Annotated in this window: 7 protein-coding genes; 4 read left to right on the top strand and 3 right to left on the bottom strand. The window is 72.1% G+C overall.

The features are described 5' to 3' along the window. Both EGM46_RS14210 and EGM46_RS14215 read right to left on the bottom strand, forming a co-directional pair. Positions 1-283 (bottom strand): MGMT family protein (locus EGM46_RS14210; protein ID WP_164512922.1); only part of this gene is annotated, 283 nt, incomplete at its 3' end. A 181-nt stretch (positions 284-464) separates the two neighbouring features. Then, a complete protein-coding gene (locus EGM46_RS14215; RefSeq protein ID WP_125100783.1) occupies positions 465-1,187 on the bottom strand; it encodes a VIT1/CCC1 transporter family protein in 723 nt (240 codons plus the stop codon). Between the two features lie 333 nt (positions 1,188-1,520). On the opposite strand from EGM46_RS14215, the gene EGM46_RS14220 reads away from it, so the two are divergent. Beyond that, positions 1,521-1,835, top strand: coding sequence for an LPXTG cell wall anchor domain-containing protein (locus EGM46_RS14220; protein WP_125100784.1), 315 nt, complete (start codon positions 1,521-1,523; stop codon positions 1,833-1,835). Here EGM46_RS14220 and EGM46_RS14225 read toward each other — a convergent pair. Then, positions 1,822-3,702 carry an ABC-F family ATP-binding cassette domain-containing protein gene (locus EGM46_RS14225; RefSeq protein ID WP_125100785.1) on the bottom strand — a complete coding sequence of 627 codons (1,881 nt, stop codon included), beginning with the start codon at positions 3,700-3,702 and terminating at the stop codon, positions 1,822-1,824. The two genes, EGM46_RS14220 and EGM46_RS14225, sit on opposite strands and share 14 nt — an antisense overlap. A 209-nt stretch (positions 3,703-3,911) precedes the next feature. Here EGM46_RS14225 and EGM46_RS14230 point away from each other — a divergent pair, with 209 nt between their 5' ends. From EGM46_RS14230 to EGM46_RS15125, 3 genes are all read left to right on the top strand, one after another. After that, a complete protein-coding gene (locus EGM46_RS14230; RefSeq protein WP_125100786.1) occupies positions 3,912-4,409 on the top strand; it encodes an SRPBCC domain-containing protein in 498 nt (165 codons plus the stop codon). A 5-nt stretch (positions 4,410-4,414) separates the two neighbouring features. Then, positions 4,415-4,903, top strand: a complete 489-nt coding sequence (locus EGM46_RS14235) for an ASCH domain-containing protein (RefSeq protein ID WP_125100787.1) — start codon at positions 4,415-4,417, stop codon at positions 4,901-4,903. A 421-nt stretch (positions 4,904-5,324) separates the two neighbouring features. After that, entirely contained in the window at positions 5,325-5,675 is a 351-nt protein-coding gene (locus EGM46_RS15125) for a GNAT family N-acetyltransferase (protein WP_125100788.1), read from the top strand. Positions 5,676-5,754 lie beyond the last annotated feature (79 nt).

The following is a 5,754-nucleotide window of genomic DNA, read 5'->3' on the forward strand; positions in this document are numbered from 1 at the left end:
AGAGGGCCAGCCGGTAGTCGGGGGAGTCGGGGTGGCGCAGCGGCGTCCCCTCCTCGCGGTAGCGGGGGAGCGCGAGCGACGCGTGTCCCTGCGGTGGCTCGCCGCTCGCCGGTACGACGCGCCACCAGGGTACGGCGTGGCCGTAGAGCGCCAGCACGCGGCCGACGGCGCGGGGCGCTGAGGAACCGATCGCGAGGGCGACGTCGCCGTACGTCATGACCCGGCCGGCCGGGATCCGGCGCACCACCGCGAGGACGGCGTCGACGAACTCGGGGCTGGGCATAGCAGTAAGCCTACGGCGTGCGCGGGCCCCCGGATCCGCGCCCACCCCGGAATTGCGGTGAGTGTGATCCGAAATGGGGGCACCGAAGTGGAGCAGAGTCGCTGCAATCCAGGGGTGGCGGGGGGTGGGGCCAGGGCGGGCGGGGGTTGGGGCGGGGTCAGCGGGCCCGGGGCCGGGCCGGCTAGCCGATCGCCGAGACGCCGAGCAGCTTCCCGATCGTGTAGGTGACCGCCACCGCGATCCCGCCGAAGGTGAGCTGACGCACCGCCCCGAGCAGCCAGTTGCGGCGCGTGGTGCGCGCGGCGAGGCCGCCGGCGAGCAGCAGCCCGATCCCGCCGAATGCGAGCCCCCAGCCGAGCGTGCCGAAGCCGAACAGGAACGGCAGGATCGGGATCAGCGCGCCGGCGCTGAACGACACGAGCGACGACACCGCGGCCACCCAGGGGGAGGGCTTCTCCTCCGGGCTGAGCCCCAGCTCGTGCGCGAGGTGCACGCGCACCGCCTGATCGCTGTTCGTGTGCACCTGGCCGGCGGCGACGCGCGCGACGTCCTCCGCCATGCCGAGCCGCTCGAACAGCAGTGCGAGCTCCGCCTGCTCGCCCTCGGGGTTGCGCGTGTGCGCCTCCCGCTCGATGCGCACCTCAGCGTCGAGCTGCTCGTTCGCGGTGCGCACGGAGGTGAACTCCCCGAGCGCCATGGAGATCGCGCCGGCGATGAGGCCGGAGGTCCCGGTCACCACGACCATGCCGGGGGAGGCCCCCGCCGCGGCGATGCCCGCGATGAGGCCGACGTTCGAGACGAGCCCGTCCATCGCCCCGAACACGGTGGCGCGCAGCCACCCCGAGGACACGTCGGCGTGCCGGTGGTCGTACTCGTGTGGGTTCGCGATGTTGATCTCGCTCATGATGTGTGGTGTTCCCCGCTTTCCCCGCGCGATTCCGCGCTCGACAGGCCACGGTAGCAAGCTTCAGCGGGGAGGGAGAACCCCGCTCAGCGCTTCGAATCGGCGCGATTCTGGGGTTCGGTGCGCCGAACTTTTGTGCGCCGGGCGACGTCCGTTCGTGTTCGCGGAGCCGCGGCAGTGGCACTACGCAATCGGGCACGATTCGACCCGCAGTTTTGCGGGTTTCACCACTGCATCTGGGTGCCTGGACCCCCGTGCAGCACCCGGCCGGGCGACACTTGAACCCGACACCAGCGCTCGAAAGACTGAGTGCGCCAACGAACCGGAGCCCCCATGCACGCACGCCCCACCCTCGCACGCCGCCTCACCCAGTCGGCCCTGGGTGTCGCAGCGCTCGCCGGCATGCTCCTCGTCGGCGCCGGCACCGCGCACGCCGACACCGGCGTCGAATCGGTGACCGCTGCGGCCGAGACCGCGGTGGGCGCGACCGGGACGGCCAGCACGATCGGGATCCCGGAGCTCGGCAGCGCCGAGAGCGCCGTCTGGTTCCTCGCAGCGGGTGCCGTGTACATCGTGTCGGCCGGCGTGCTCCTCGTGCGCAAGCGCCGCAGCGCGGCACTCACGAGCGCCGCGCTCACCCGCGCGTAGTCGGCGGGACCAGGGCGCGCGTCGCCCCCCGCCACCGTTCGCGCAGCCACCGGTCGTGCGACGCGATGATGATGGCGCCGGGAAACTCGGCGAGCGCCGACTCCAGCTCCTCCACGAGGGTGAGCGAGAGGTGATTCGTCGGCTCGTCGAGCAGCAGTACGGGCGGCGGGTCGGCGGTGAGGAGCGCGAGCGCGAGGCGCCGACGCTGCCCGGCGCTCAGCGCCCCCACCGCGCGGTCGACGTCGCGCGCGGCGATGAGCCCGCTCGCGGCGATCGGGCGCGCCTCGGCGAGGTCGGGGCCGAGCGCCTCGCGCCACACCTCGGTGAGGGTGCGCGCCGAATCGGGGAACACGAACTCCTGCGGCAGGAAGCCGATGCGCGCTCGCCGCAGCACTGCGCCGGAGTCGGGGGCGAGCTGCCCCGCGAGCACCGCGAGCAGCGTCGACTTCCCCGCACCGTTCTCGCCGGTGAGGAGCAGCCGGTCGTGCGGCCCGAGCGTGAGCGACGTCGGGGCGAGCCTGCCGGCGACGGCCACCCGATCCGCGCGCAGCACGGGTGCGGCGTCCGCCGCTTCCGCTGCATCTCCCAAGCTGTCCGCCCCGTGCGCGAAGCCGGCGAAGCGCAGCGGCTCCGGGGGACGCCGCACGCGGCTCCGCTCGAGCGCGTCGAGCCGCACGCGGGCGTTGCGTGCCCGCCTGGCGGTGACCCGCGCGTCCTTGTCGGCGTAGAACTTCCGCGTGATGCGGCTCTCAGACTTCGACTCGTGCTTCCGGTTCACCTCGCGTGAGCCGACCTCGATCTCGTGCGTGAGCGCGGCGATCTCCTCGGACTCCGCGGCGTAGCGCTCCCGCCACCTGGCGAGCTCCGCCTGCCGCGCCTGCCTGGCGGCCGTGTACCCCATGCCCCAGAACCGGGCGCCGAAGCCGGAGCCGGGGTCGTCCGTGCCCCGATCCCGATCTGCGTGCGCAGTCGGCTCCGCCGCCGCGGTGCCGGGCGCGAGCGCGTCATCGAGCACGGTTGCGGCCAGCGGGAGCGGATCCAGATCGAGAATGCGCGTCGTCACCGCGTCGAGGAGCGCGCGGTCGTGGCTCGCCAGGATCACGATCCCCGGCCACCCGCTGAGCACGCGTTCGAGGTACGCGGCTGAGGCGTCGTCGAGGTGATTGGACGGCTCGTCGAGCAGCAGCACGAACGGGGCCTCGAGCAGGATCGCGGCGAGCGCGAGCCGGAGCTGCTGCCCGCCGGAGAGCGTGCCGAGCGGGCGCGACTCGGCGATGCCGCCGAGACCGAGGCCAGCGACGACCTCGCCGCGCTGCGCCTCGGCAGACCACGCGTCGGTGCGCTCGGCGGCCGCGAGCGCCGCGGCGTAGCGCTCGGCGACCGCGGCATCGTCCGGGTGGTCCGCCAGTTCGGCGCCGAGCCGTTCGAGCTCGCGCAGCGCATCGCAGGCGGCGCGCTGCGCGTCGTCGAGCACGCGCGAGATCGGGGTGTCCGCCGGGTACGGGACCTCCTGCGCGAGCAGGCCGATCGACGCCGGGTGCGCCGCGCTGCCCGGCAGCGTGACGGTGCCAGCGGTGGGCGCGATGCGGCCGGCGAGGATCCCGAGCAGCGTGGACTTGCCGGTGCCGTTTTCACCGACGAGGCCGATCCGGTCGCCCGGGGCCGCCGTGAAGCTCACCTCGGTGAGGACCCGCCGGTCCTGGTACGCGTGGGAGAGCCCGGACACGGCGAGGTGGCCGGAGTCCCGTGCGGTGAGCGCTGCGCCGCGCGCCGCGGCGCGGTCGGCGGCGGTGGCGGATGGCGCGGTGCCGGGCGCGGTGCCAGGCGCGGTTGAGCCGTGCGGAGTCGAGTGATGGTGCGCAGGCATGTGAGCCTCTCGGAACGAGCGTGGGTTCCGCCGGGCAGTGAGGGCGCGGACCACCGGGAGCGGTGCTCGGACCGAGGTGCGCTGCTCGCCTCAGGCGCGGAACGGGGCTGCGTTAGTGCTTCATGTCCTTGAGTGTATGCGAAATATCCCGCGTGAGCACAAGCCCGGTACGCTAGATGGTCTCACCAAGTGAACGGGGAACCCCACGAATGGAACCGAGCGGACGTCTTCGGCACACCGTGCCGGGCATCGACCTCGTGCTGGTGCGCTCTCTCGCGCTGCCCATCGACGAGGCGTGGGAGTTTCTCACCGAGTCGCACCTTACTGAGCGCTGGTTCGGGCCGTGGGAGGGCGACGCGCGTCCCGGCGGCGCGGTGCGCGTGCGCATGCGGTTCGAGGATCACGAGCCAGCGATCCGCATGCAGATCGCCGCGTGCGAGCCCCGCGCCCGCCTCGCCCTGCACGCGATCGAGGACGGGATCGACTGGCGCATCGAGTTGGCGGTCGAGGCCGACGGCGACGACACGCTGCTCGTGTTCACGCACCACCTCGGGCCGAAGGAGAGCGCAGAGGTCGGGGAGATCGGTCCCGGCTGGGAGTACTATCTCGACCTGCTCGTCGCGGCCACCGAGGACACTGAGCGGCCCGGCTTCGATCAGTACTACCCCGCGCTGCGTGAGGCCTACCTCGCGCTGCGCCCGGAGTAGTCGCCGTGGCGAGCGCTGCGCAGGCTGAGTCGCGCGTCGCGGAGTTCTGGTCACGTTGCCGCGGCGCCGTGCCCGGGCTTCCCGATGCGGTCCCCGAGGCGTGGCCGTTCGGCGCGACCCCCGCGCACGCCGACGAGCTGCTCGGGCTCGTGCTCGCCGGGATCAAGACCGGGACCGCGTCGTCGCTCTGGGACTACGAAACGACCGGCGATCCGCTCCCCGAGGTGGGGGACTACAGCATCATCCTCGATGGGGTGGGGGATCCGCGCGCCGTGATCCGCACCACCGCGCTCGCGACGGTGCCGTTCGCCGAGGTCAGTGCGGAGCACGCGCACTCCGAGGGTGAGGGCGACCGCACGCTCGACGACTGGCGTGCAACGCACGAGCGGTACTGGCGCACGTACTCGGAGAGCCCGCGCGGCTTCGCCCCCGACATGCCGATCCTGTGCGAGCGCTTCGAACTGGTGTGGGCGCCGGCGGGGCCGCGCGGCTGATGTTCGGCGGGCCCGGCTGCGGCCCGCCGTTCGCCCACTCACCCCGCCCGCCCACACCCCGCCCGCCCACACCCCGCCCGCACCCTCATCCACGATCGGGGTCATTTGGGCAGGGTGTCGTGCCTCTCTCCGCTCCGACACCCTGCCCAAATGACCCCGATCCGGTTGGGAGGGGGAGAGGGTGGGGCGCTGTGTCCTACGTCGTCAATTGTTCGGCGCCGGCTCCGAACTACTATTGCGCGATGAAGGTTCGTCNGGTTGGGAGGGGGAGAGGGTGGGGCGCTGTGTCCTACGTCGTCAATTGTTCGGCGCCGGCTCCGAACTACTATTGCGCGATGAAGGTTCGTCGATTCGGAGGGGAGGACGCGCCACAGGTGACGAAGCTCCTGCACAGCGCCTACGCCGAGCGTTGGGCGGCGAGATGTGGGTGGTGGAAGCGGGCAATGAGCTGATCGCCACAATGACCATCTCGTGGCCGGCAGAAGACACACTTCAAGCGCTCACTCACGAGGCTTCCGTCCAACACAGGGCCTGGCTCAACCAGCTTGCGGTCGAACCGTCTCGACGAAAGCAAGGCATTGCCAGGCTTCTGCGGGACGAAGGGTTCGCATGGTCGGCGAGTCAAGGGGCATCCTCGGTGGGCCTTGATACCGCGAAGCCAGCCACACACCTCGTTGAGCTGTACTCGTCCTGGGGCTTTCGCATCGTCGACGAAGTGCAGTGGCCAGGGAAGAGCTATCGAAGTGTGGTCATGGTGCGTGACCTCGCCTGAGCGCCCTCCACTGTGCTCGACCGCGCAGCGGAAGGCTCATCGGAAAACGGGAGGTCACGCTCAGACCGCGTCGCCCTCC

The organism is Leucobacter chromiireducens (assembly GCF_003917135.1).
Classification (GTDB): domain Bacteria; phylum Actinomycetota; class Actinomycetes; order Actinomycetales; family Microbacteriaceae; genus Leucobacter; species Leucobacter chromiireducens_A.